Source organism: Rhizobium sp. NFR12 (genome assembly GCF_900108545.1).
GTDB lineage: Bacteria > Pseudomonadota > Alphaproteobacteria > Rhizobiales > Rhizobiaceae > Neorhizobium > Neorhizobium soli.
Window position 1 is genome coordinate 1 of the sequence record NZ_FNWM01000009.1, and the last position, 22,885, is coordinate 22,885.

At 57.9% G+C, this 22,885-nt stretch carries 20 protein-coding genes and 1 pseudogene; 13 read left to right on the plus strand and 8 right to left on the minus strand.

Annotated features, from left to right (window positions below; translation table 11 throughout):
* Positions 1-326: 326 nt before the first annotated feature.
* Complete coding sequence (locus BLW69_RS22640; RefSeq protein ID WP_139283923.1) at positions 327-611, plus strand: hypothetical protein; 285 nt, start codon at positions 327-329, stop codon at positions 609-611.
* Positions 612-1,192: 581 nt separating this feature from the next.
* Here the strand turns inward: BLW69_RS22640 and BLW69_RS22050 are convergent.
* The gene (locus tag BLW69_RS22050) at positions 1,193-1,543 is read right to left on the minus strand and encodes a hypothetical protein (RefSeq protein WP_092665411.1); all 351 of its coding nucleotides are present in this window, start codon (positions 1,541-1,543) and stop codon (positions 1,193-1,195) included.
* 74 nt (positions 1,544-1,617) lie between these two features.
* Between BLW69_RS22050 and BLW69_RS22055 the strand changes: the two genes are divergently transcribed.
* Together BLW69_RS22055 and BLW69_RS22060 are read left to right on the plus strand one after the other, a co-directional pair.
* Positions 1,618-1,965, plus strand: a complete 348-nt coding sequence (locus BLW69_RS22055) for an AraC family ligand binding domain-containing protein (protein ID WP_092665413.1) — start codon at positions 1,618-1,620, stop codon at positions 1,963-1,965.
* Between the two features lie 11 nt (positions 1,966-1,976).
* The gene (locus BLW69_RS22060; RefSeq protein WP_139283924.1) at positions 1,977-2,564 is read left to right on the plus strand and encodes a hypothetical protein; all 588 of its coding nucleotides are present in this window, start codon (positions 1,977-1,979) and stop codon (positions 2,562-2,564) included.
* A 1,621-nt stretch (positions 2,565-4,185) separates the two neighbouring features.
* Here the strand turns inward: BLW69_RS22060 and BLW69_RS22070 are convergent.
* On the minus strand, positions 4,186-5,100 hold the full coding sequence (locus BLW69_RS22070; RefSeq protein WP_092665419.1) for a LysR family transcriptional regulator: 915 nt from the start codon (positions 5,098-5,100) through the stop codon (positions 4,186-4,188).
* Positions 5,101-5,198: 98 nt separating this feature from the next.
* Here BLW69_RS22070 and BLW69_RS22075 point away from each other — a divergent pair, with 98 nt between their 5' ends.
* A complete protein-coding gene (locus BLW69_RS22075; RefSeq protein WP_210184940.1) occupies positions 5,199-5,924 on the plus strand; it encodes an SDR family oxidoreductase in 726 nt (241 codons plus the stop codon).
* On the opposite strand, the pseudogene BLW69_RS23055 reads toward BLW69_RS22075, so the two are convergent.
* Together BLW69_RS23055 and BLW69_RS22085 are read right to left on the minus strand one after the other, a co-directional pair.
* A pseudogene (locus tag BLW69_RS23055) lies at positions 5,925-6,402 on the minus strand (aminopeptidase P family protein); the annotation flags it as partial.
* Positions 6,403-6,465: 63 nt separating this feature from the next.
* Positions 6,466-7,374 (minus strand): LysR family transcriptional regulator, encoded by a 909-nt coding sequence (locus BLW69_RS22085; protein WP_092665423.1) that lies wholly within the window; start codon positions 7,372-7,374, stop codon positions 6,466-6,468.
* A 168-nt stretch (positions 7,375-7,542) separates the two neighbouring features.
* Here BLW69_RS22085 and BLW69_RS22090 point away from each other — a divergent pair, with 168 nt between their 5' ends.
* Positions 7,543-8,580 carry an aldo/keto reductase gene (locus BLW69_RS22090; protein WP_092665425.1) on the plus strand — a complete coding sequence of 346 codons (1,038 nt, stop codon included), beginning with the start codon at positions 7,543-7,545 and terminating at the stop codon, positions 8,578-8,580.
* 84 nt (positions 8,581-8,664) lie between these two features.
* Here the strand turns inward: BLW69_RS22090 and BLW69_RS22095 are convergent, their stop codons facing one another.
* Positions 8,665-9,072, minus strand: coding sequence for a winged helix-turn-helix transcriptional regulator (locus BLW69_RS22095; RefSeq protein ID WP_092665427.1), 408 nt, complete (start codon positions 9,070-9,072; stop codon positions 8,665-8,667).
* A 273-nt stretch (positions 9,073-9,345) separates the two neighbouring features.
* Here BLW69_RS22095 and BLW69_RS22100 point away from each other — a divergent pair, with 273 nt between their 5' ends.
* Positions 9,346-9,954: an NAD(P)H-binding protein gene (locus BLW69_RS22100; RefSeq protein ID WP_244508937.1), complete on the plus strand. Its 609-nt coding sequence runs from the start codon at positions 9,346-9,348 to the stop codon at positions 9,952-9,954.
* Positions 9,955-10,215: 261 nt separating this feature from the next.
* Here BLW69_RS22100 and BLW69_RS22105 read toward each other — a convergent pair whose 3' ends face one another.
* Complete coding sequence (locus BLW69_RS22105; RefSeq protein WP_092665431.1) at positions 10,216-12,198, minus strand: putative bifunctional diguanylate cyclase/phosphodiesterase; 1,983 nt, start codon at positions 12,196-12,198, stop codon at positions 10,216-10,218.
* 261 nt (positions 12,199-12,459) lie between these two features.
* On the opposite strand from BLW69_RS22105, the gene BLW69_RS22110 reads away from it, so the two are divergent.
* The 6 genes from BLW69_RS22110 (at position 12,460) to BLW69_RS22135 (ending at position 19,343) form a co-directional block, all read left to right on the plus strand.
* Positions 12,460-13,503 carry a class I SAM-dependent methyltransferase gene (locus BLW69_RS22110; RefSeq protein WP_092665433.1) on the plus strand — a complete coding sequence of 348 codons (1,044 nt, stop codon included), beginning with the start codon at positions 12,460-12,462 and terminating at the stop codon, positions 13,501-13,503.
* Positions 13,504-13,674: 171 nt separating this feature from the next.
* The gene (locus BLW69_RS22115; RefSeq protein WP_092665435.1) at positions 13,675-15,060 is read left to right on the plus strand and encodes an FAD/NAD(P)-binding protein; all 1,386 of its coding nucleotides are present in this window, start codon (positions 13,675-13,677) and stop codon (positions 15,058-15,060) included.
* A gap of 429 nt (positions 15,061-15,489) precedes the next feature.
* Positions 15,490-16,413 carry an ABC transporter substrate-binding protein gene (locus BLW69_RS22120; RefSeq protein WP_244508938.1) on the plus strand — a complete coding sequence of 308 codons (924 nt, stop codon included), beginning with the start codon at positions 15,490-15,492 and terminating at the stop codon, positions 16,411-16,413.
* A gap of 11 nt (positions 16,414-16,424) precedes the next feature.
* On the plus strand, positions 16,425-17,276 hold the full coding sequence (locus BLW69_RS22125) for an ABC transporter permease (protein ID WP_092665439.1): 852 nt from the start codon (positions 16,425-16,427) through the stop codon (positions 17,274-17,276).
* An 8-nt stretch (positions 17,277-17,284) separates the two neighbouring features.
* Positions 17,285-17,995 carry an ABC transporter ATP-binding protein gene (locus BLW69_RS22130; protein WP_244508940.1) on the plus strand — a complete coding sequence of 237 codons (711 nt, stop codon included), beginning with the start codon at positions 17,285-17,287 and terminating at the stop codon, positions 17,993-17,995.
* 10 nt (positions 17,996-18,005) lie between these two features.
* Entirely contained in the window at positions 18,006-19,343 is a 1,338-nt protein-coding gene (locus tag BLW69_RS22135) for an LLM class flavin-dependent oxidoreductase (RefSeq protein ID WP_092665443.1), read from the plus strand.
* Positions 19,344-19,541: 198 nt separating this feature from the next.
* On the opposite strand, the gene BLW69_RS22140 is transcribed toward BLW69_RS22135, so the two are convergent.
* Together BLW69_RS22140 and BLW69_RS22145 are read right to left on the minus strand one after the other, a co-directional pair.
* Entirely contained in the window at positions 19,542-19,835 is a 294-nt protein-coding gene (locus tag BLW69_RS22140) for a type II toxin-antitoxin system RelE/ParE family toxin (protein WP_092665445.1), read from the minus strand.
* Positions 19,832-20,140 carry a type II toxin-antitoxin system RelB/DinJ family antitoxin gene (locus BLW69_RS22145; protein ID WP_092665447.1) on the minus strand — a complete coding sequence of 103 codons (309 nt, stop codon included), beginning with the start codon at positions 20,138-20,140 and terminating at the stop codon, positions 19,832-19,834. The genes BLW69_RS22140 and BLW69_RS22145 overlap by 4 nt, the downstream gene beginning before the upstream one ends.
* A gap of 207 nt (positions 20,141-20,347) precedes the next feature.
* On the opposite strand from BLW69_RS22145, the gene BLW69_RS22150 reads away from it, so the two are divergent.
* Positions 20,348-22,696, plus strand: coding sequence for a hypothetical protein (locus BLW69_RS22150; protein WP_092665449.1), 2,349 nt, complete (start codon positions 20,348-20,350; stop codon positions 22,694-22,696).
* The last annotated feature ends 189 nt before the right edge of the window (positions 22,697-22,885 follow it).

Below are 22,885 nucleotides of genomic sequence, written 5' to 3' on the forward strand. Positions count from 1 at the left end.
TCGAGCAACTCGTGTCGTTCGGGTGCAAGCTCGGGCAGGGATATCTGTTCTCCAAAGCTGTCGATAGAGATGCTGCGACTGTTCTGATGGCCAGCCATGGTCAGAATTTAGACAACGGCCATCACCCGCTCAGAGCGTAACATCGGGGTAGCGCTTTGCGGCGCACACCCTGCTGTAGATCAGCCCGGTAGCTCGTATATCGACACGTCGTCCGACGGGTCTCGAATACCCTTGAACTAGCCGTGCCTAAGCTAGCCGCCCAGGCCCTGTATTCGATCTCTGCCGCCAGCGTCGCCTCGACGTAGACGGCCGAGCGCGACCTGATCATGACCACGGCCTTCCTGTCTCTGATGACATCGAAACGTGCCTTCCAGTACCCTTGCCGTCCGTGCGCTCAACACGGTTCCGACGCTTCCAACGTAGACGAGATCGTCGCCCTTTCGCGCAGCCAGAAGCAGACTGCCGAGGTTTCCCGTACCGGCCGAGGACGGCTCGTAGCCGCCAGCGACGAACGTGTCGCTGGCGACACGTTTTATCATCCGCCAGTCACCGCCCGTCCCGGACGGTACGTCCGGCCTCTTGGCGACTATGCCTTCCAGCCCGAGTTCTGACGCGCCGTCCGTCGCTGATCGGTCGCGGCCTTGCGCTCCGATAGAACTGCGCGCACTGTCGATGAAAGAAGCGAGGACGGCCTATGTCGCATTGGGATGCCGAGCAGTTCTACGACGAGAACGACCATAGCGAGACCGACTTCACCGCACTTACGAAGCCCGTCACTTATCTCAACAGCTGGCTCCCGGTTGTCCTGCGGACGATTCTTCGTGACGACCTAACGCACTACGGTTTCAGCGTCATCGTTCACACTGGTGATGGATCGGTTCTGCTAGACGCGAGTCAGCATGCCGCCCTTCTTTGCATCCAGGAAAGGAAGAACGCGGAGACAATGGGAACGAGATAGAACGCTCATAGTACCAACTGCCAATTGCGTCGCTCACATCCGTCACGCACTCGCAGTGCGTGGCCCTAGCCACCGTACGTCGGGCAACGCCGCCCCCTGACACATGGCACTTTCAGTTCGTTTAACGTGCAATCCACTGGCCTACAGGAGGTCGGACACTCGATTCCGCCGACGAGGCGATGCAAGGTGCCGAATTTCTGCGGAAACGTCTCGAATGATCAAAGACCGACTTGTTTAGCCCGTTGACCGGTCATCGAGAGGGTGGGCCTCGCCCTTCCAATAGTGGTCGATAATGTGGCTGCAGTTCCGAACGACGCGTTCTCCAATTTCCGGATCGCCGCCTTTCAGAGTGTCGGGATCGCCGCCGCTGAGGCGCACGAAAAGGACCTGCTGGGTGGCAGACGTGAAATAGTCCTTGCTGGTTGGCTCGAATTCCAGTCCGGCCTCCCGGAATTTGTCCGCCACTTGGGCGGCCGCGTCCTCAATCGCTTTGTAGACCTTGTCGAGCATCGCGCGCTCGGCTGCTTCTCTGATTTCCATGTACTGGCGCTGTTCGGGTGTCGGTACGGCGCAGCTCCTGGTCATCCATGTCTCCTTTCCTGTCGTCCTTGGCGATCTCGACAACCGCACTACCTCCAGTCGTGAATAGGGAGGTAGCAATGAAGGTTCAAAAATTCAGCCTGTCGGACGCTGAACTGGTCAAGTCTCCGGGACAGGATGCCGATATCTTTGTCGGAAACCTAATCGACGAGAAGGATGGTGGCCCCGTTACCATCGGATACGGCCGCTACGCTCCTGACCAGTCGCTTACAGAGACCATGGCCGTCCACGACACGATGGTAGTCATAGAAGGCAGGCTCTCGGTTTCCACTGGGGACGGAACCGTGACTGCAGGACCTGGCGACATCGTCTACATGCCCAAGGGCGAGGCCGTAACGATCACGACGGAGGGCGAGGGCGCGCTGACGGCATACGTGACCTATCCTCACTGGGCGGAGGCGCAATAAGGATGACGAGAATGGCACCATCGCCAAAAGGCTGGGCGACATTCGCCTGGCAGTCCGACTACGGTCAGTTCTACCTTGTGGACAGGGAGGACGTAGCTCCCGTGGAGAACACGATGGAGATGGAGGCACGTAGCCTGTGCGTGACGCCCAGGGGGCTTGTAATCTACACCCAGTCCAGCCTTCAGCAACATATCAGGATCGCTATCTACGACAGCGAACCGGAGCATCCGGTCACCGAGCCCTTGAGCGGCAATCTGTGGACGCGAATAGAGCAGACGCAAGCCTCGTTCCCTTCGATGTCGTTCGGGATATTCAGCCCGTCGCTGCCCGATCCTTTGCCGTACGGCCCGATCTTCCTCGTGGGTAGCACAGACTGCGTGATCCAGATCAACTGGATGGAATCCCAAGGCGGGAGGGATGACAGCGTCCCGGTCGATCCGGACATCATCGATATCGCGATCTGGCCAGCCGTTGCTACACGAAACTATGCAGTGGAAGAACTAGGCGCTGCACTGAGGCAACCTCTGGAAGCAGCTCTTGCCGACGAGACCGTTGACGGATCGATTATCTTTCCAGCCGATCCGGTGCGGCAAGAGTAATTCAGTTGGCAAAGCGCTACGCCGACGTTAAAGCGGCGCTCCCACTGGCCCGTCAGCATTATTGCAGTGATTGGACATCATTAACCGCGAGGCCGCGCAGCTGCGACGCTGACCCGAAAAGCGTCGCGTGTAGTCAGGGCTTGGCTGACGGTCCGGGATTGGCATTCTCCATACCGACTGGAGAAGAGGGAGCCGAGCCGCTGCCTTCCACTGAATTCAAAAGAGCCCAACCCACGACCGATACCAAGAATACTGCGAGAGCCACCATGGCCCACCTGGAACGTCCCCGACCGGTTCGGCGGGAGTTGCTATGCTTCGTCTCGTACTCTGTGGGGGTGCCGTTCGATCCGTCCTGCTGATGTGCCATGTCCGTTTTCTCCCTCGATCGCCGAACATCGCCGAAGTGCGATTGTTCCGGGCAACGGGAGTACGTCTAATGTACGTTTACATCGCCGGACGCGTGGCACTACCGATAATGACACTTACGGTACACCGATAGTGCCCAAGGGAATCCACCAGTGCCAAGCCTTGATTTGTAGGCCTTACTTTTCGCAAAATTGAGGGTTCGTTCTGCTGTTACTGTTCCTAAGCTGGGAAAGTGGGAGCTGCTTCTTAAAGCCCATCCGGGATCGAGGCACGCCATGTTCCATAATATATGTTACGCGCTTTCATAAGCCCGCTAATGGAGAAGCCGTATATTTGTTTAGTCTCACAGCCACCCTTCCGCCCGGGCGCAAATCTAATAAGAGCGCCCGCACCAAACGCATCTCCACAGGCGGTCCGCCGCGACTGCCTCATCCTCAACCCTGCCGCTCTTAGACGCGCGCGTCACCCAAGTTACCCGCGGGATACCCTCATCGGCTGTTATTTGCGCATTGCTGCGCGAGGGCGTCAACAAAACTAGGAGCTATTTAATGCAGCACAGCAAGTGGTCCCAAGGCGAACGGTTTGCAGCCTATCGTCAGTTAGATGCTTGAGCGTTTTGTAAACGAGCTACCGAGCTACCGAGCTACGCCCCCAAAGGTCACCACGGTCTTTGCAACTTGATACCCCGGAAACTCTTCCTACTCCCTATCATGACAGACCAGTCGCGGTAGTGTAATCGGAAAGGAGAGAAAGCAACGGGAGGTCAGCCTCGGTTCGGCCTGACCTCTTCATCCCGGTTGTGGAGCATAGGAGAGACCCGGTTTCGCGGGTCCGTCTTGCAACCTAATTCTCCAACCTAGCCTGCCGCAAACCGCTAGATTGAAGCAAGGTTCCGCTCACGATGGCCTTGGTGCTCAACCCACTCCAGTCACCGTCCGGACAGAAATCCGACGATATCGTCGAGCACTAGCTGCATTATCTGCGCTATCTGTTTCGCAGGCCTCCATGAAGGTTGCGTTCGGAAATGGCAAGTTGCGTGCCCTGTTCCAGGGAAAGGGTCGCCGCGAACTGGACCGCCGCATCTTCTATTGCTGTGCGCACGCGGCCGGTCATCGCAGCATGCTGGTTCGAACGAGCAAGAGACATGAGCCCCCACAGGAGCCATGTCAGCTTACGAAGGTATGCATTGGCAACCACTATGAAGGCGCGAAGCATAAGAGCGCCTTCCGGCCTAAGCGAACCACAATGGCGCAAGTTACTTACTTCTTTCCGAGGCAACAAAATCGATGAACGCTCTCAATGGCGCAGGCATAAACCTGCGGGAGAAATACAGTCGTGGACCGTCAAAACTTGTCCACCATTCCGGTAGCACGGGTTCGAGATCTCCGGAATCAAAGTGCGGTTGAAGCCAATTCTCGAACGTGTAGATCAGGCCACATCCGTGCCGGGCAAAGTCGATCGCCGCGGCGGCAGCATCCACACCGACGACCAGCCGTCCCTGAGGGTCGACCGCAAGTGCCTCGCCTTCCCTTTCAAACTCCCACATCACGTAAGCCCCGCTGGAGAACCTCAGGCGGATGCATTCGTGATCGAGCACATCGCTCGGATGCCGAAGCCTTTTTCCACTTGCGAGGTATGACGGACTGGCCGCGAGCGCGGCTCGCTGTCTTGCTGGACCCAACGGTACGGCAATAACGTCTTGAGCGAGATGCTCGCCATAGCGAATGCCGGCATCACATCCGGCTGCCACAGCATCCACAAGCCTATCCTCGACCACGAACTCGATGCGCACGCCAGGATGCTTCTCAAGGAAGCCTTCGACAAGTGGCGGAAGGATATCGACCATGACTGCGCCGGTTACATTCAGCTTCAGCAAGCCACGGGTTTCGGCTTGGGAGCTTGCGGCATCCTGAAGGGCCGCGCGCGCTTCCGCATAAAGAGGCAAGAGGCGTTCCGCCAATGAGCGGCCCGCATCCGTCGGCGAGACGCTGCGTGTCGTCCTTGTCAGCAAAGGAACGCCGATCTGCTGCTCCAAACGCTTCACACGTTCGCTGACCGACGACGGGGACAGCCCAAGTCGCTGCGCAGTCTTCCGAAAGCCGCCGGTCTCGCAAATGTCGAGAAACACCGCTAGGTCGTTGAAGCCAGAAATGTCTTCATTGTTCGCCATGACGATCACGGTATATAGGATTAGGGGGATTATCGGGCGCTAAATCTACATCTATCTCCATGAGCAGTCCACCGCAATGGCCAATCTCAAAGGAAAACATGATGCACAAGAAAACAGTGTTGATCACAGGTGCGAACAAAAGCATCGGATTTGAAACGGCGCGTCGAATGGGTCGCAATGGCTACAGCGTGTGGATTGGAACCCGCGATGCTGCGCGCGGCGAAGAGGCTGTGCAGTTGCTATCTGCTGAAGGCGTTGAGGCGAGGCCGATTTACATCGACGTAACGGACGAGGCGTCGGTGAGGCAGGCGGCCAATCGCGTCCAGACAGAGGATGGCAAGCTCGATGTTCTCATCAACAATGCGGGTATTCCAGGTGAGATGGTGCCGCCCTCTCAGCAGTCGATCAATGACATCCGCACCATCTACGATACCAACGTCTTCGCACCTGTTCTGGTGACCCAGGCCTTTCTTCCCGCTCTCAAGAAGGTTGGGAACGCAAACATCGTCATGGTCAGCAGCGGCCTCGGTTCCCTTGGTTGGCTCTCGGACCCGGGCAACCAGTTCTACGGTGTCAACTTTCTCGGCTACAACAGCTCCAAAACGGCACTCAACGCCATAACGGTGGCTCTTGCCAAGGAACTTGCAGCCTCGGGCATCAAGGTTAACGCGGCTGATCCAGGCTACACAGCAACCGACTTCAACGGTCATTCCGGCTATCGCACGGTCCAGCAGGCTGCAAGCGGCATCGTGTGGCTTGCGACGCTGGGTGAAAAAGGTCCGACAGGCGGCTTCTACTTCGACGGGGTGGTGGTGCCCTGGTAAGCTTATGCTGATCTGATATCCGTCACCCGTCTCGCCGCCGAAGGAGAGCTGTGATCGCATGAAAGGTTCATAGATCTCGTGGTCGGTCACGCCGGGTCTTGCCACGTGGTGAACCGCTGCGTGGCAATTCTGACGAGCTGAGCCGCGGCGAGGAACATTTCGATCTCACGTGGCGAGAATGGCGTTGTCGGCCACGAATTTGGCTTTGGGCATCAACTCATCGAGTCCTGCCCATAAGTCAGCGAGGTGCGATCAACGAAGCGGCCGATCTGTGCTCTCGTGCGCCCATACGCATGAGAATTTAGGCGCATTTCACCGCTGTCTTGATGACGCTGTCGCCGGGACGGTCGACATATTCGTGAACGATCGGTCCGATCTGCACATGTCCTCGACGAGAATTGGTTCTCCGCCCGGCCAGCAGCAACGATTGGGTGAGGAAGGACAGCAGTGTCAGCCGCTTGTCGCTGTCGGTCGGCAATCGCCGTCGGAATTGACGGGGCCGTCGCAACTTAGCAGAGCGATGACGAACAAGTCTTTACCGTCAACCCCGCACTTTCCCACGCTCGGCAAGAAAATCCAGGAGCGCGCGCACCCTCGAAGGGAGCAGTCCCCCCTGGCCGGTGTGGATCGCATGGAAGGCCTCGCGATCGCCGGGGTTGAACTGCTCCAGAACGGGTACGAGACGCCCGGCATCGATGTCGTCTTGGACCGTGAACTGGGCAAGGCGCACGAGCCCGACACCGCAAAGCGCCAGACGGCGCAGCGCTTCGCCGTCGCCCACCTGAACCCGCCCAACGGCCGGAATGACGACGGTTCCGGCTCCCGTCTTCATCGGCCATCCATCGACGTTACGGATATAGGAGAAGCCAAGGCAGTTGTGGCGATCGAGGTCTTCAACGGTCTGCGGCTCACCGAAGCGCGCTATGTATGCAGGGCTGCCTGCGACAATCATGGCTGTATCCCCAAGCTTGCGCGCCACCAGGCTTGAACTCTTCAGTGCTCCTGCGCGAACTGCCACATCCGTCCGCTCCGCCAGCAGGTCTACAACCACGTCGGTCTGCACGAGATCAAGGGTGACGCCGGGATAGCGCTCCAGGAACTCCGGCAGGATCGGAGCGAGAATGTGCGTGGCGTAGGATGCGCTGGTGTTGAGACGGATGCGTCCCACCGGCTGCTCGCCTGCACCAGCGCTACGCTCGGCATCGCCGATGTCGGCAAGAATACGGGTCGCCCTTTCGTAGAACGAGCACCCCTCGGCTGTGAGCTGGAAAGCCCGGGTTGATCGGTTGACCAATCGGGCCCCAAGCCGTGCCTCTAGCCGGGCGACAAGCTTGCTGACTGCGGACGGCGTCATGTGGCAAGCGCGCGCTGCGGCCGAAAATCCGCCGCGTTCTACCACGCAGACGAAGACCTCCATTTCACCGGATCGGTTGATATCAGAGCGCGCCATTGGTCTTTCAATTCACAGATGATGTTCTTCTGGGCAGACTATATCGGAAATTGGCAAGCGTCTACTTTGTGGTCTGGTCACCAGGGGTTGCGGGACAGATCGTGGCTAACGCCTTCGACCTGCCACTTGAGCGACCGCTGAACCCTCGATCGTTGCAAAGGACAAACAATGGATTATCGCTATCTCGGCCGATCCGGTCTCAAGGTCTCGGTGCTCAGCTTCGGCGCCGGCACATTCGGTGGTTCAGGGCCGCTGTTCGGCGCATGGGGCAACACAGATGTCGAAGAAGCACGACGGCTGATCGACATCTGCCTGGACGCTGGTGTCAACCTGTTCGACACTGCCGATGTCTATTCGAACGGCGCATCCGAACACGTGCTCGGTGCCGCCATCAAAGGACGTCGCGACAAGGTTCTGATCTCGACCAAGGCTAGCCTGCCGATGGGCGATGGTCCAAACGATGCAGGGTCTTCACGTTTCAGGCTGATCCGATCGATCGAGGATGCGCTGACGCGGCTCGGTACCGATTACATCGACATTCTGCAACTTCATGCCTTCGACGCCGCAACGCCGGTCGAAGAGGTCCTGTCCACGCTCGATACGCTCGTTCGCGCCGGAAAGGTTCGCTATATCGGCGTCTCCAACTTTTCCGGCTGGCAGATCATGAAGGCGCTCGCCGCGGCCGATCGCTACGGCTGGCCGCGCTACGTCGCCAATCAGGTCTACTATTCTCTGGTTGGCCGCGACTATGAATGGGACCTCATGCCGCTTGGAGCAGACCAGGGGCTTGGCGCTCTGGTGTGGAGCCCCCTTGGCTGGGGACGGCTGACCGGCAAGGTCAGGCGCGGCTATCCTATTCCGGAAGCAAGCCGTCTCCACGATACGGCAAGCTTTGGCCCACCCGTTGACGATGAACTTCTGTTCCGTGTCGTAGATGCGCTGGAAGCGGTTGCCGCAGAGGTCGGCAAGACAGTACCGCAGGTGGCACTCAATTGGCTGGTCCAGAGGCCAACCGTCTCCTCCGTCATCATCGGCGCGCGCAACGAGGCTCAGCTTCGCCAAAATCTCGGTGCGGTCGGCTGGACCCTGTCTGCCGAACACGTCGCCACACTTAACGAGGCCAGCGAGGTGACGGCACCCTATCCGCATTTCCCCTATTACCGGCAGGAAGGGTTCGCACGGATCAATCCGCCGAATGCGAGATAACGGTTCAGCCTTGCTCAGTGGGTCAGGTGTTCCTAGTCAGCGATAACGCTGACCTCCTGCTTCCCATGATCATAGACGCACGGCTCATGCGCCTTGTCGTGCGTCAAAACTCTCCTGCGCAAGCTCGATCTGATGTTTGCTGTCTCGGCTCCATTCAACAAGGGCCGCGACCTGAGAAGCGAAGGAGCGGCCAAGTTGCGTGAGCTCATAGGTTACGCTTGGTGGAACGCTCGCTTCGACATGGCGCACAACATGTCCGTCCCTTTCAAGGCGGCGCAGTGTCAAGGTCATCATCCGTTGGGAGATGCCCGACAGGGCCCGTTCCAATTGACGGTAACGACGTGGACCAGGAGTAAGCTCCGCCAACGCCATGACCGTCCACTGCTCCCCCAATCGATCGAGGATGAGCCGCAGGCCGCAGTCTTCGTCTCCGGGCTCTCCACAAGGGATCAGCACTGCGGCGGGACGAACATCGATGTGCGTATCGGACAAGATTGTGCCTCCTTATGCGTGCGGTCAGAACCTCCTAAGTGACGGGCAGCACTGACACAAAAGGAGCATAGCATGATTTTGATAACGGGAGCATCAGGCCAACTCGCTTCGCTTGTTGCCGATAAGGCGAATGAGTCGGGCTTGCCGGCTCTGACAGCCAGCCGGTCACCTACAGCTGACCGAAGAATGGACTTTGATCGGCCAGAGACCTTGGATTTTTCGGAGATTAAAACCCTGTTTCTCGTCTCCGCCGGATATGCGGAGGACGATGTCGTGATCCGTCGACATGGCGCGGTGCTGGAGGCAGCCGGTCGGCAGGGGGTCAAGCACGTCGTTTATACGAGCCTTTCGCAGGCGAGTGATCATCTCGGCTTCGCGCTCGCCCATCGATGGACCGAACGGGCTGTCATGAACAGCGGCATGGCATGGACCATCCTGCGAAACGGTCTCTATGCCGAACTGATCGGCGCACTTGCCGCACCTCGCGAAGGCCGGATCACCACCCCCTTCGGCACAGGTCGCATTTCCGCCGTCGCACGGGCGGACCTTGCCGACGCCGCCGTCGCAGTGCTGGCGGAGCCCGGAGCCCATGCTGGGGTCACATACGAGCTTTCGGGGACAACGCCGTTCTCAGTTGTCGATCTGGCCGAGCAGCTGGGAGTTTCCTATGAGCCGACGAGCCTGGAAGCGGAGCGCGAGCGGCTCTCTGGCTTGTCACTCTTGCCGTTCCAACCTGCCATGCTCTTGTCGATCTCGTCGGCTGCAGTGGCGGGTTTTCTCAAGACCGAAGCGAGCGACCTTCCAAAACTCGTAGCAAATCCGCGCGACAGCCTGTCCATCGCCTGCGTGGCGGCTCGGCAGTCCTATGCCCTGGACCGATGACGTAGGGAGTGCGGCAAGTGCAAACCAGCCCAGAGATGGCTAAGAGAGCCCTGCGCCCTGCTTGTCGTAGCGGGTCGCGTAAGAAGGACGGCTCGTTGCATCGACGTGCTAGCGCTCCGTCTCGCGACAAGATGAAAGATCCGTGCTCAGTTGTATCGCATTGAGAGGAATTGAACTCAAGGCAAGGCGAGGTTGTCGAACACAGGCTGCGTTAGTCGTATCAGTGCCAACAGGCTCAAAACTACTCTCAATGCTTGGAACCTAGCCTACGCGGCTCTTCATCATATCGAACGGTAACACGTTGATGGATTGAAGTTGGTCTGCAGCTGCCGGTCGGCCAAGATAGTACCCTTGTAGCTGATGAATGCCGTACTGCTGCATCAGACGCTGATGCTCGATAGTTTCCACCCCTTCGACAAGGATGCGGGTTCCACGATTACGAAGCAGGCCAATGATGTCCAACATCATTCGTCGTCCTTTCTCCGTGTTGCAGTCATGGAGGAAGGACCGATCAATTTTGACGGTATCGAATTCTATGAGACGCAGCCACGACAATCCCGCGAAACCCGTACCGAAGTCGTCCAGCCAGACCTGGACGCCCAACTTTCGCAAATCGTTGATGCAGCGCACTACGTCTTGGTCTATTTCCAGCTCCATCCCTTCTGTAATTTCGAGAGCGAGCCTCGCTCCTCCTAAACCGAAATCAGAGAGAGTTGAAGCGACGAAACTTGAGAAATCCGGCATTTTGAGCTCAATCGGCGAAACATTGACACTGGCTACCTCAACCTTATTTCCTGCCAGAATGTCGCTGCAGACGGTGCGTATCGCCCAACGCCCCAGCTCGATTATTGACCCTGATCGTTCCGCGACGGGGATGAAATCAACCGGCGCGATCGATGTGCCATCCGGCCGACGCAAGCGCATCAGAGCCTCTGCAGCCGCCACTCTGCCCGTCTGAACATTTCGGATCGGTTGATAGACGAGGGATACAAGCTGGTGGTTTACCGCGACCTTTAGGATCGCTGCTATGTCTTCCTCGTCATCCCGTGTCCTCGCGTCACCAGGATCGAAGACCACCACCGTGTTCCGACCGCCTTTCTTCGCAGCGTAAAGGGCAAGATCAGCTTCGTGGACAACTCGGTCGAGGTGCTTGGTCTGGTTCCTCGCGAACGACAATCCGATGCTGACAGTAACGATCGAGGTTCCATCTCGTCGGTTCTCATGAGGTAAAGCCAGCCCACGTATGGCAGACTTGATCGCCTCTGCAAAAGCGATGGCGTCCTCAACGCTTTGCTGCTGCGCGATGATGATGAATTCCTCGCCGCCGTAACGTGCAATCCTAGCTCCGTGGGAATTGACAACCTCTTGAAGAAGATGGGACACAGCGACAAGGCACCGGTCACCCTCTTGATGACCATAGCGGTCGTTGTATCGTTTGAAGTAATCGACATCGAGCAGCAGCACGTAGAACATCGAGCTATGGTCGAGCCAACGTCGCCAGTAATCACGCAGTCGCTCATCGACAGCCCGGCGGTTTTCCAGCCCAGTGAGCGGGTCAGTGTTGGACAAAAGGAGGAGAGCTTTGCCCCTTTCCTCCGCCGCGTTGTGCTGGACACGGGCCTCAAGAGCGTTGAGGAACACGTTGTAACGCTCCCGGTTGAGTTTCAGGTTCACGTACGAAGTAAATATGAAGCACGAGATGCAGAAGGCTCCAAGGATCAGCTTATAAAGCGGCAACATGGGTGAATATAGGTAGAGCGTGCCCAGAAAGATGAGCATATTCGCTGCAGAGGCTGTGAGTGCAACGGGAAAGCGAAAGCTGAAAAACAGGTTCACGCTCATCATGAAGATGGCGCCGAAAACCATGTAGTAGGAGAGCGCCTCCACAGCACTGGACATCTGTGCAGTGAGAATCCAAACAAGATAGGCTACGGATACGGCTGTAGCCGCGACAGTGTCGATCAGGCCGGATCTTGCTCCGACGTAGATCAAGACCTCTAAGATCGCTAAGGCACAGACCCCAACGACAAGACGGCCCGCGACGGTGTAGTAAGCGACGTCGGGAATAAAGAGGTAGTCGGTAAGAGAATACGCCAGATACGCGACGACGGCTATCCATAGGCCTTTGCGCGTGACGCGTCTCCTGCCCCGCTCGCTCTCACGCACGTACAAATCACGCAAGTCTTCCGGCGAGGGCGTCGTACCTGCTGCGACGTAACCTGCCTCGGCAAACATGTGCAGCATGGCCTAAGAACCAATTCGGTTGTAGCTACGCGTCGTAGATCGCCGCTGTACGTTAAGTAGCGCCATGTGACATCCGCGACAAACGATAACGAGCTTATCGCGCGCGCACTCGATACGAACCGCCCAGCTTATTTAATAATTTCTAAAGTTGGTGACGCTTGATTGGCCCAATGCGGGACAGACTAATAATCCTTGACGAATGACAAATCGGTGAAGAATTTAACCTTGTATTAACATTTCATTAATCATGAGGTTATTTTTTTGGCTCAGCCCCTTTTCTCCCCTGACGGCAAAAGCTTGATCATGCCCCGATCCGTCAGCGACAGTCTTATCTCTCAAAAACCGACCAACCCGGCAGAACATCTAGCTGTAGCAAAAGCTCAGTTTGCCATTGTCATAAACCTGGCCATGCAGCGGTTGGATGCTGGGAAGGATCTACCCGAGATGACCAGATGGTTGATCGGTCAACTGCATTATATCAGGCAAAAAGCAGGGCCCGAAGTCTGGCAGATGCTGGTCCCCATCATACAGGCGCATCCTTCAGCGCGGGTATTACAGCAGTGCCCCTTTACCCGATGGTCGTTCGAGAAGCCGCGTGGGTATTCGGGAGATGCCGGACTGATAGACTTCATCTATCGACATGAAGCGGTAGCTGAAGAAGTCGCCAAGGCGACTCCTGTCGGACTTCAGATCTTTGAGTACACAATTAACGCACCAGGGCCGGTTGCGGTTAGGGAAAGGCGAGACATTCTAACCCGCTATGTTGATGAGACCGCGGCAAGGACCGCCTCAGATACTGAAATCCTGGCGATTGCCGCCGGACACCTCCGGGAAGCGGAGGCATCGACGGCCCTTACAAAAGGCGAAATCAAGCGCTGGGTCGCCCTTGATCAGGATCCCCAAAGCATCGGCTCAATCATAAGACAATTCGAAGGGACGTCTGTCGATCCAATCGATGGATCGGTGCGTGGGCTCCTCACGGGAAAGCATCAACTCGGAACATTTGATTTGATTTATGCCGCGGGTCTCTACGATTACCTTAGTGATAAAGTAGCGATTAAACTTACGCAGATTTGCGTCGCGATGCTGAAGCCGGGCGGAGTATTCTTGTTCGCTAATTTCTCCGATGAGATGTCTGACGACGGCTATATGGAATCTTATATGAACTGGGAGCTCTTGCAGCGTTCGGAGTCAGACGTGTGGCGTATCGTCGGTGCCAGTGTCGATGCAGAGGCAATCGATGCCCGCGTCTGGTTCGGGACCAACCGCAATATCATCTACAGCACGATTAGAAGGCTGCCGTAGGCGCAACATCGGGAAGGTTGCGCGCTAGTAGCCTCACCTTCGCCTCCGTGATACCCGCACTTTACATTCCCTCAATCTCTACTAGTTCGTAGCGATTGAGGGAATGACCTTACTTGTTTTTGTCTCGGGCACCTCAGACAGAGCGCCCCCCAGCGGCTAAGGAGAACGTCCTTGACCTACGATGTCGCCATTGTTGGAGCCGGTTTCTCGGCGATCGCACTGACAATCAATCTTCTCGATATCCTGCCACCAGAGGCGACTATTGCCGTGATCGGAGACGATCCGGGGTTCGGACGGGGAACGGTGTACCGGACAGAATTCTATCTCCACCGCCTCAACGTGCCCGCTGCGCGCATGAGTATCTTCCCCGACCAGCCTGACGACTTCACCGACTGGCTCACGTCGCGGGGTAAAGCCGTCAGTCCCGACGCTTTTGCGTCTCGAGGTGACTTTGGTCTCTACCTGCGTGACAGGCTCGCCTCCCGGCTTCGAGCGCGGGAGCATCGCGCACGTCTTGATTTTGTTCGGGCGAAAGCCGTGAGCTGCAACGATGGGCAGGGAGACGGGATCTCATTCGTTCTCGACACGGGTGGAAGCCTGCGGGCCCGAACTGTTGTCCTTGCGCTCGGCGTGGGAAGCGCAGGATTGCCGGTCGCGTCAGACCGGGTTTCGGCGGCTGCCCGCGGGCGAATTATCGAAAATCCATGGACCATGGGCTGGCTTTCGCACGTCGGGCGAAACAACGCGATCTGCGTGCTGGGCTCAGGCCTGACGATGATCGACCAAGTGCTGTCGCTTCGCGCCAGAGGGCATCGCGGGCAGATCCGCGCGCTTTCGCGTCGCGGCCTCGTGCCGATACCGCATCTTGATCGCCGAAGCGAGCCCGTAGCGGTCGATCTTCCGGACGGAGCCGAGCTTAGCCAGGTGCTGCATGCACTTCGCCGGTCCGCTGACGATGTCGCGGATTGGCGGTCCGTCATCGACGGATTGCGTCCGAAGACCCAGGCACTCTGGCAGGGGCTAACCATGGCGCAGCGATCGCGGTTCATGCGTCATGCGATGGCCTGGTGGAATATTCACCGTCACCGTATCGCTCCGGATGTGCACCGGAAGTTCCAAGCCCTGGTGGCGGACGGCACAGTAGAAGTTGAGGCGGGCTTTCTCTCCGGCATCCATGACGACGGGGACGGCGTTCGAGTCGAGTACCGGCCAAGAGGCAGCCAGAACGCCACGACCTTCATCGCAGATCTGGTGGTGAACTGTACGGGAATGGAAAAGGCCGGAATCCGACATTCGCCACTTCTTAGAACGATGTGCGACCTCGGGCTGATCCGCATCGACGAACTGGGCCTCGGGATTGTCGTTGACAAGACGTCGCGTGTCCTCGGTGATACGCAGTTGCAGAACGCAGGACTGTTTGCTGTCGGGGCCCTGACTGCAGGCCAGTTCTGGGAAATCACGGCGGTGCCGGACATTCGTGTCCAGGCCAAACGGATCGCAAAGGCAATATCCGCGGAGCTTCACGTCGCCGAAGGACGCGCGACGCGCCGAGCATAATCCAACCGATCTCGAAGGCTCTTTCTGGCGCGACAAGGATAGCGAAGCTGATTCATCTCATAGTCCGGCAAATACGGAGCCTGAGCCAGGCAGAAGAGCGGCAACAGCGCCAAAAACCGTATGGGCTCTCAACACGGAGGCCAGCCCCTTATGAAAAAAATATTGAGGGCAAACATCCTACTCCAGCGTTCCAGTTACTCGTGAAATTAGAATGATCGCCTCAACAGATTCCATCTTGAAGAACGAAAATGCGCAGCTCCGATGTTCGGCGCATCGGTATCTCTACCAATGCGGTCGAGTTAATCTACACTGAAATCTCTTTCCTCACCACCGCGTGTCCTCCGGGCTTGCAGGTTCAGAATGGAGCTTTCTTTGTATCGTAGAACATTTCTGCAAGCGTCCGCGTCCTGCGTATTCGCGGGTCTTTCCTTGGTCGCGTCTGCGGCGAGCGCAGCCGATCCGGCAACCAAGCTGATCGTAGCCGACCAGGCCGAACTCGTGCGCAATCTGCTGGACGCCAGCGGAGAGCGAAAGAACCTGGCATTCGACATCGAGTTCCCAAACTTTGCCGGTGGCCCAGCCATCCTCGAGGCAATCCGGGCAGGCGCGGTGGACATAGCCTATGTCGGCGACACCCCGCCGATCCAGGCGCGTTCCTCCGGCACCTTGCTGCCAATCGTCGCCACGTTCACACGCGAGATCGCCCAGTATTGGCTGACCAGTCGTCCCGGCCTAAATATCAACGCGTTGTCCGAACTTAAGGGCAAAAAGCTGAGCTATGTGGAGGGTTCCGGCCGCCAGGTCTTTCTGATCGAGGCGCTCAACCGGGCCGGGCTGACGCTGAAGGATGTTACCCTCGTTAACCTTCGCGTCGCGGACTTGCCCGATGCTCTGCGGTCCGGCGCCGTCGATGTCGCGGTCCTCCAGGAGCCCTTCGTCACACGGCTGACGAACCAGTCCGGCGCGAGCCCGGTACTTGATCCAGAAGAGCGCAAGCTTCTGCCGAGCACATCCTACTTCTATGCACGTCCAGATGTTCTTGCCGACCCGAAGAAGACGGAATCGATCAAGCAATTTCTGGCCGCCTTCGTTAAAGCCGGCAACTGGAGCAACGAGCACCAGCAAGAATGGGCGAAATTCTACTATACCGCCTTCCAGCGTGTATCTCCGGAAGACAGCGCCGCCATCCTTGCAGGACAGTCGCCCCTTCTCTTCCAGACATCGGTTGAGGCGATCCCCCATCACCAGAAGCTGATCGACATCCTGTACCAGGCAGGCTCCATCAAAGAGCGTCTGGATGCCAAGGGATCGTTCGTCGATACGTTCGACAAGGTCGTAGAGCAATCACGCTGATCGGAGGTAGTATGACGGACATATCTTCAGGCAGGGTAGTCAACGCGCGCGCGGAGCGGATAAAAGGTCGTGCCCTCGACCGCAGGCCGACACAACTGACGCCCGCAAAGCTTCCACCCGGATTGAGGCTTCTCGGCCCCATCATCCTTCTGATCGTTTGGGAGACGGCGGCTCGCATCGGCGTCCTCTCGCCCAGCACGCTCGCCGCCCCTTCCACGGCGGTAAAGACAGGCTATGACATGGTCGTGGACGGCAGCCTTCTGCCTCACCTCGCCGCCTCGGCAGCACGCGCCTATTCCGGGCTCCTCCTTGGCGTTGTGGTTGGTGTTGTCCTCGCTCTCCTGTCGGGACTGACGCGAACTGGCGAAGCCCTGATTGATGGTCTTGTGCAGATCAAGCGTGCGGTGCCGACACTTGCGCTCATCCCGCTAGTCATCATTTGGCTCGGGATCGGCGAGGCTATGAAGGTCTTCCTGATCTTCACAGCGGTCCTCATCCCCGTCTACATCAACACCCATGCGGCGTTGCGCGGAATCGACATAGGGCATGTGGAGCTTGCACGCACGCTCGGCCTGACCCGCGCCGAGTTCATCCGTCATGTCGCACTGCCCGGGGCGCTACCCGGCTTTTTCGTGTCACTGCGGCTTGCCGTCGCGCTGTGCTGGACGGCACTCGTCGTGCTGGAACTCGTCAATACGCAAACAGGGATCGGCTATCTCATGAACCGGGCACGCGACTGGGGCCAGACCGACATCATCGTCGTCGGCATTATGATCTACGCGCTGCTCGGACTGCTTTCCGACGCTGTCGTCAGATTCATCGAGGCCCGCGCGCTTTCCTATCGACGGGCTCTGGGCTCATGAACGCGCATGTGACGTATGCCGTGGTCCTTCGAGACCTTTCCCGCAGTTTCAAGGGGAAGACTGTGCTCGACCGCATCTCGCTCGATATTCCGGCGGGGCAGTTCGTGGCTCTTCTTGGAGAGTCCGGTTCCGGCAAGACAACCCTGCTGCGGGCGCTTGCCGGGCTCGACGACGATGCGGAAACCAAGGGACATTACAGTACGCCGGAAAGTGTCTCCGTGCTTTTCCAGGACTCACGGCTTCTGCCGTGGAAGACGGTGATCGACAACGTCACGCTCGGGCTGCGCCGCGCCGATGGTCAGGCCGCCGCACGTGATATGTTGAGGGATGTCGGGATAGGTGACAAGACGGATGTCTGGCCGTCGACACTCTCTGGCGGACAAAAGCAGAGGGCGTCACTGGCGCGTTCCCTCCTGCGCGAGCCAGACCTTCTGCTGGCGGACGAACCGTTCGGTGCGCTTGACGCGCTCACGCGGCTGAAGATGCAGGCGCTGCTGATGCGCCTTGTCGAACGTCAGCGACCGACCATTATCCTGGTGACCCACGACGTCGACGAAGCCCTGCTTTTGTCAGACCGCGTCCTTGTCCTCAAGGATGGCAGCATCATCGAAGATCACTCGATCTCGCTTCCCCACCCGCGCCACGAGCATCAGGCCGAACTGTTTTCGCTTCGGTCAAAACTGCTCAAGAGCCTCGGCGTCGAAGCCGACAATATTTGAAAGGCACCCCATGTCGCACAAGTTGCATCTCAATCTCTTCCTTATGTCCCGCGGCCACCATGAAGGGGCGTGGCGTCATTCGCATGCCAACCGCAAGGCTCTGACTGACCTTCAGCTCTACGTTGAAGCTGCCGCGATCGCGGAGAGCGCAAAGTTCGATGCTGTCTTCCTTGCCGATACATTGGCGGCCGGAAACAGCAGCGGCCTGGCGTCGTCGGGGTCGTTGGAGCCGATCGTGCTGCTGTCGTTGCTCGCGGCTAATACAAGGAAGATCGGTCTCATCGGAACGGCCTCGACGACCTACAGCCTGCCCTACACTTTGGCACGCCAGTTCGCCACGCTCGACCACCTCTCTAATGGTCGCGCCGGATGGAATATCGTCACATCCTGGGCACCTGAGGCCGGTGCGAACTATGGCCTGCAGCAAAATCTCGACCACGCGGATCGATACAAGCTGGCGGAAGAATTCGTCGAAGCGGTCGATGCCTTGTGGAAGAGCTTTCCGGCAGAAGCTGTTCTCGATGACAGGGAACGAGGACTGTATCTCGACGTCGATCGGATCAAGCCTGTTAACTATGCAGGTGACCACTACCGCACCAAGGGTCCGCTCAATGTGCCGGCAAGTCCGCAGTCCCGCCCGGTCTACATTCAAGCAGGTCAATCCGACGCCGGTCGCGGATTTGCGGCAAGATGGGCGGAAGCGATATTTACCGCCCACATGACGAAGGAATCTGCCAAGGCCTTCTACACGGATGTGAAAAACCGCGCTGTGGGTTATGGACGCAGCCCGGAGGATGTCGTCATTCTGCCAGGCATCAGCGCGGCGATCGGGTCGACGACAAAGGAAGCGGAACAGGTCTGGGAGGAGCTCGACGCGCTGACCAGCACGGATGTGGGACTGACGCGGCTCGCGGCCCGGTTCGGCGGTCACGATTTCAGCGGCGTCCCGCTGGACCGCACTTTGACCAAACACGACTTTCCAGATCCGGATTCCGTCGAAGCTTCGAAGAGCCGGGTCATTGGCTATATCGACATGACATTGAAGGAAAATCTGACGCTCAGGCAATTGCTGCGCAAGCTTGCGGGCGCCCGTGGCCATTTCGTAGCGACCGGCACGCCCGAACAAGTCGCCGACATCATTGAAGACTGGTTCCGCACCGGCGCTGCCGACGGCTTCAACGTGATGCCGCCGATTATCAACAGCCAGCTCTCGCTCTTTGCCGAGGAAGTCGTTCCAATACTGCAGAAGCGGGGGCTGTTCCGGAAGGAGTACGAAGGCCACACGCTACGCTCACATTTTGGACTGGCCCCCGTTGGAAACTCGGAGTCGATTGCGCGATCTGCGTGATCCCCACGGCGAACTTCAAGAACGGAATTCAACGCAGCTTCCGGATGATGGGAAAGCTTGTCATAACTTCCTTGCTCATCGCGCGCAGCCGCTGTTCAGGTAAGACGATATTGCATCGGTCAATTTCGCAGGATGTGCTCTTCGCCTCGACCCAGTTCGAACCAAAGACCCGTTGTTTCTCAGCACCGAGAACAAAGTTTAGCTCGTTGGCAAAGTGTCTGGCCATTCCTGCGCACCATGGAGGACGCGAAGAATACGGACCGCTGTTTCGGAAATTGCATATGCCGCGACGTACGGCGTGCCGCTAATGACCAGTTCGCGGGTGCCGGCAATTCTACCAACACGACCGCTCGCGGGGAAATCCCTCAACCGGCGGACGTCGGCAACGATCCGCTCATCGACCAGAATGGCCGCTGACGGACTCTCTAATTCGATATACGTAAAGATGGCGTCGCGATCGGATAGCGCGAACGCAGACCAGGTAAGCTTCACGCTTTGCGCTCACCCGCGTTGAGACGGGCTGCCGCTCGGCGTTTAGCGAAATGCAACTCGACTTCATCGTCCGAAACGTCCGGTCGAGTATCGTTTAGCGCTTCAAGTACCTTGGTGCGAAACCAAGCGTCATGCGCCTCACTGCCAGAAAGAAGTTCCAGCGGCAGCGCACCCTCGTTGGCCGTCCGGGTGAGTAATATACGGACCGCGTCCGAGACGGTCAGTCCCATATTTCCAAGCACCGCTGAGGCACGATCCCGGACCTCGGCGTCAATACGAGTTTGTACCAGTGCATTTGCCGCCATAACCAATCTCCACTTTGGCCAAGATCATAGTTCATATGAATGACAAACGCCATAGCTAGTAGGGCTGCCGTCGCCAGTTCTTGTTTCACTCACTGCTCTTGAGCACCTGGCCCCAAATGCTTGCAGCTGTGGCAAAACCATTTGTTAATTATCCGCTCCTATTCCGGCCCGCCCTCGGCACTGGTGTCGAGAAAATGGAATAAGAGCATGGCAAAAAACAATCTTTCAACTCATCGCTTTCAACGAAAAATCTCTGATTTCTGCGAAGTGCGCCTTGCGCCAATCGCCTCAAAGCGGATGCTGGAATCCATTCGGCCCTACCTCATAAGTCTCGTCGTCCACCGCCAGCCTCCCCCGATCGCGAACGGCCGCATTGACTGGACGATCATTGGCCAGGCATGCGGGATTGAAGGCGAATTGACGGCTGAGTTGAAGAAGGCGCTCCGTCCGGGCCTGGACGCTATTATCCGCTGGCTCGGAGCGCCACCTGCCGCTGAGGACATACGGTCCACAAGACAACGTGCGAAATCGAACAATGCTGTTCGCCGCAAGCTGGAAACTGCGACGTTCTCCAAACCACGAAAGATCCTCTCCGATACGCCCCCTGTTCAATCTTCGTCGTTGCCCAGAGGGCCAGAACCGAAGCCGATCAGTCCCTTCCCTGAGCCATTGTTCGAGGCGACCAATGATCCGGCCAGCTTTCACGATGCGCTCATTTATCAGATGCGCCGGTTCGGGGAGAGTTATTGGCAGCTCTATCGCGCCGTGGTTCGATTGGGCGAGACCTTCGATGAAAAGACGCTACTGTCCTGGATACAGGGCAAGCGCGTGCCGCGATCTCTGACAAGCTTCGAGATTCTGTCCCGCATCGAACGGCGTTATCGGCTGGCGCAAGGCTATTTCAAAGCGAAGTTGCCGCACCAATCCCGCTCCCTGTATGGCCATGATATGGGTGACATCAGCGCTGCGGAACGTCGACGGCTTGCATGGCATCTTCCGGACGATTTCAGCAGCCTGACGTTCTCCAAGCGGGAGGAGATCATCGAGTGGGTGCGCAGGGTCATCATCTCGGGCTCAACAGACTATCGCCGCTATCAGGCGGCGGCGAGTAAGCAGCGTTATGCAATTCGGTTCCCAGGCGTGACCTATGGCGGAGGAGCTCTGTCCCCACGGTCGCAAATCAATCCAAACAGCACGGGCCACAATTCGGAAACCTTTGAAGATCCAGATCTCCTGTCAGGCGTCGTCGATGCGCCACCACGGCTGGCTATGGAGATGGCCGATCTGATCCGCTTCAAGACATCGACGCTGACAGCTATCGGCTTCCAACGAAATGGAGTTTGGGGAGAGGAAACCGCGTCTCAGAAGGTCGAGCATCTCGGCCTCATGTTCGGTGCGCTCGCCGCCTCGCCTGCCGGCGTCGTCAAAGGGCGTGGCGTGCCTCTCAGCCAACTGACCTTTGGACTGCTGATCTTCCCAGGCGTCTGGGATTGGTACCTGCAATGGCGCGAGCAGCGGCGTGGCTTCTATACCAAGTGGGAGGAAGACATGTTGATGGTGGCAATGGCGCTGACCCGTGCCGAAGTCGGCTGGATACGCCAGCATCCAGAATTGTTGACGAAGGTTCAGCCAATCGAAGGGCTGATCGCGCCCGAGGAGATAGAATTTGCGGCGCGCGACTGGCACGGCGCATGCGATGCATTCCACCGGCATGCCGCCAATCGCTCGAAGGAGATCCAGCGGGTCATGCGTGTGCATCGCGACCCGTTCGAGCCGATCATGGTGATCCTTGAGGCGGACAGCCCGCTGGCAGAATATCGCAAGATCACAGACGAGATCCTGAAGCGAATGCCGGACGAAAACCGCTATCCCCGGCCGGCCGCAGAGGCTGTACGATCCTTTCTGTTACTCCGCCTTGGCCTGCATCTGGGACTTCGGCAAAAGAACCTTCGACAGCTTCGCTTGTGCCCACGCGGGCATTTTCCGACGTCAGAGCGACGACTGGAAGACATGAAATGCGGTGAGCTACGCTGGAGCGATCGAGAGAACGGATGGGAGGTACTCATTCCATCGGTCGCCTTCAAGAACTCAGGCTCATCCTTCTTCGGACAAAAGCCGTTTCGGCTGATCCTGCCGGATCTGCTCGACCTCTACAAATACCTCGAGGCGTATATCGACAGGCACCGCGGCGTACTGCTGGGCAGCGCCAAGGATCCTGGCACCCTGTTCGTGAAAACGGTGAAGACGACAAGCATCGACGCGGCGTACGACTCGACGAAATTCTACGAGGCTTGGCGAACCGTGATCCAACGTTATGGGATTTACAACCCCTACACCGACCGCGGCGCCATAAAGGGGCTGCTGCCGCACGGACCGCATAACCTTAGAGATATTCTAGCAACGCATATCCTCAAACAGACCGGATCCTACGAGCAGGCCAGTTATGCCATACAGGACACACCGGATGTCGTTCAGCAGCACTACGGTCGCTTCCTACCCCAAGACAAGGCGGCACTTGCGGCGAAAATTCTCAATCAGGTTTGGGAAGCTGCATAACCAGTAAGTTGAATAGCTGATCCACATCGCCCAGGCAGATGCGGAAACGATCTCCGCGTCTGCCTGGGCGTCAGTCGTCTTCGCCTTGATGAGGTTCGAAGCTTTGGGAGCCGCGTTATGATATTCGAACCGTTCCGACGCGTTGAACGGCTCTGCCCCATGACCGGTCGATTGGACTGCTCATCTAGA